The organism is Nostoc cycadae WK-1 (assembly GCF_002897135.1).
Lineage (GTDB): Bacteria > Cyanobacteriota > Cyanobacteriia > Cyanobacteriales > Nostocaceae > Nostoc_B.
Genome location: NZ_DF978475.1, coordinates 1 through 1,768 on the forward strand (window position 1 = coordinate 1; position 1,768 = coordinate 1,768).

General features: G+C 35.3%; 2 protein-coding genes and 1 pseudogene. All 3 read left to right on the forward strand.

The window, feature by feature from the left end:
- Positions 1-185: hypothetical protein (locus tag NCWK1_RS28910; RefSeq protein WP_146034068.1), on the forward strand; the 185-nt coding region annotated here is incomplete at its 5' end.
- Positions 186-272: 87 nt separating this feature from the next.
- Positions 273-1,601, forward strand: a complete 1,329-nt coding sequence (locus NCWK1_RS28915) for an IS701 family transposase (RefSeq protein WP_103127052.1) — start codon at positions 273-275, stop codon at positions 1,599-1,601.
- 18 nt (positions 1,602-1,619) lie between these two features.
- A pseudogene (locus NCWK1_RS30485) lies at positions 1,620-1,768 on the forward strand (hypothetical protein); the annotation flags it as partial.

The following is a 1,768-nucleotide window of genomic DNA, read 5'->3' on the forward strand; positions in this document are numbered from 1 at the left end:
ATGCTTCCGAGTTAAATCGCTTGGGAGCAGATATTCGCGTTAAAGGCAATGCGGCCTTTGTCCGGGGAGTCCCGATGTTATCAGGTGCTGTCTCTTATACACATCTAGATGTGTATAAGAGACAGCTACTGAGTAGGGTTTCATCGGATTTTTTACTTTTATCTTCTAATGTACCAAACCGTTAGACAAAGTGCTGTACCCCTCTTCTGTCACTTTCCGGATATAATGAATAGAAGAAAGGAAAGATAAAACTCTACAAGGTAAGTAGAGCAATGGATGTAGAATTACAAATCCTGAAACATCTGCCAAGGGATGCCCAGCCAACAGTTGCGCTCGTAGATGAATATTGTGCAGAGTACAAAGACCTGTTTAAAGAAGTAAGAAATTATGAATGCTTCAAATATTTGCATTTAGGGATAATTTCGCCAATAAAAAGAAAATCACTACCAGAAATAGCCAAAGTAGTAAGTATAAACTCGGCACAATCATTACATCATTTTATGGCTAATTCAGATTGGTCAGTAAAGAAATTAAAGAACCGAAGATTAAAGAAGTTAAAGAGAGCATTAAATGGTCAGGCGATAACCGTAGTAATAGATGAAACGGGAGATAGGAAAAAAGGTAAAAAGACAGATTATGTAGCAAGACAATATCTAGGAAGCGTAGGAAAAGTAGATAATGGAATAGTGACAGTCAATGCCTATGGAGTTTATGACAATATAACATTTCCATTATGTTTCAAAGTATTTAAACCGAAGGGGACGCTAAAAGAAGGAGATAAATATAAAACCAAAATAGAATTAGCGTCAGAAATTATTACAGAATTAATTAATCAGGGATTTAATATTGAATTGGTACTAGCGGATAGTTTGTATGGTGAAAGTAGCGAATTCATTAAAAAACTAAATGAATATGAATTAGCTTATGTTGTAGCCATTAGAAGTAATCATGGAGTCTGGCTGCCATCGTCGCAGAGCGTTAGAGCTAATAAGTGGTGCAAATTTGAGAGAACATTTAGTAATCAAAAATCTGAAACTAGATACATTCGAGAGATAGTTTATGGTAAAAGAAGAGCCATAACATACTGGGAAATAACTACTGACCCAGAAACAATGCCGGAAAATTCTACAACATTTATCATGACGAATCTTCAAGGGAATCTCAAGAAAACTTTAGGCGAACTATATGGATTAAGAACATGGGTAGAATATGGATTTCGGCAGTGTAAACAAGAATTAGGCTGGACAGATTATCGATTGACTAATTTCCAACATATTGAGAAATGGTGGGAGATTATTTTCTGTGTTTACACCATGATTAGCTTAAATTCTCCAGCTTTTTTAGCTTTAACTCAAAAGAGTGAAATTACACCACATATAAAACAAACTAGCTCTGCCGATTTTTCTCATCATCAGCAATGGAATCATGGTTGTGGATGGAAGAATACTTTAAATAATTTTCGTCTAATTGTCCAACCGCTTTTACTATTTTGGTTAGTTTATCCCTGGCTAAATATTTTTCCTAATTCCAATTTATTTCTAGGTTTCAATCATTTAATTAACGCAATGAATCAATTTAAACCCTTTTACGCTTCTGGATAATTTTACTTGTTTACTATCCTACAACGCTACCGTCCATCACCGTTTTACGCCTTTGATGAAGTAGATATGTTCTTAGACGGAGCAAACGTAGAACGATTATCTAGAATGATCAAACAACAGGCACAACTACAACAGTTTATAGTTGTGAGTTTGCGTCGTCCGATGAT

Bases quoted from the DNA above. Each gene is read 5' to 3' on its own strand.
- NCWK1_RS28915 (WP_103127052.1), top strand. From the start codon at position 273: ATGGATGTAGAATTACAAATCCTGAAACATCTGCCAAGGGATGCCCAG.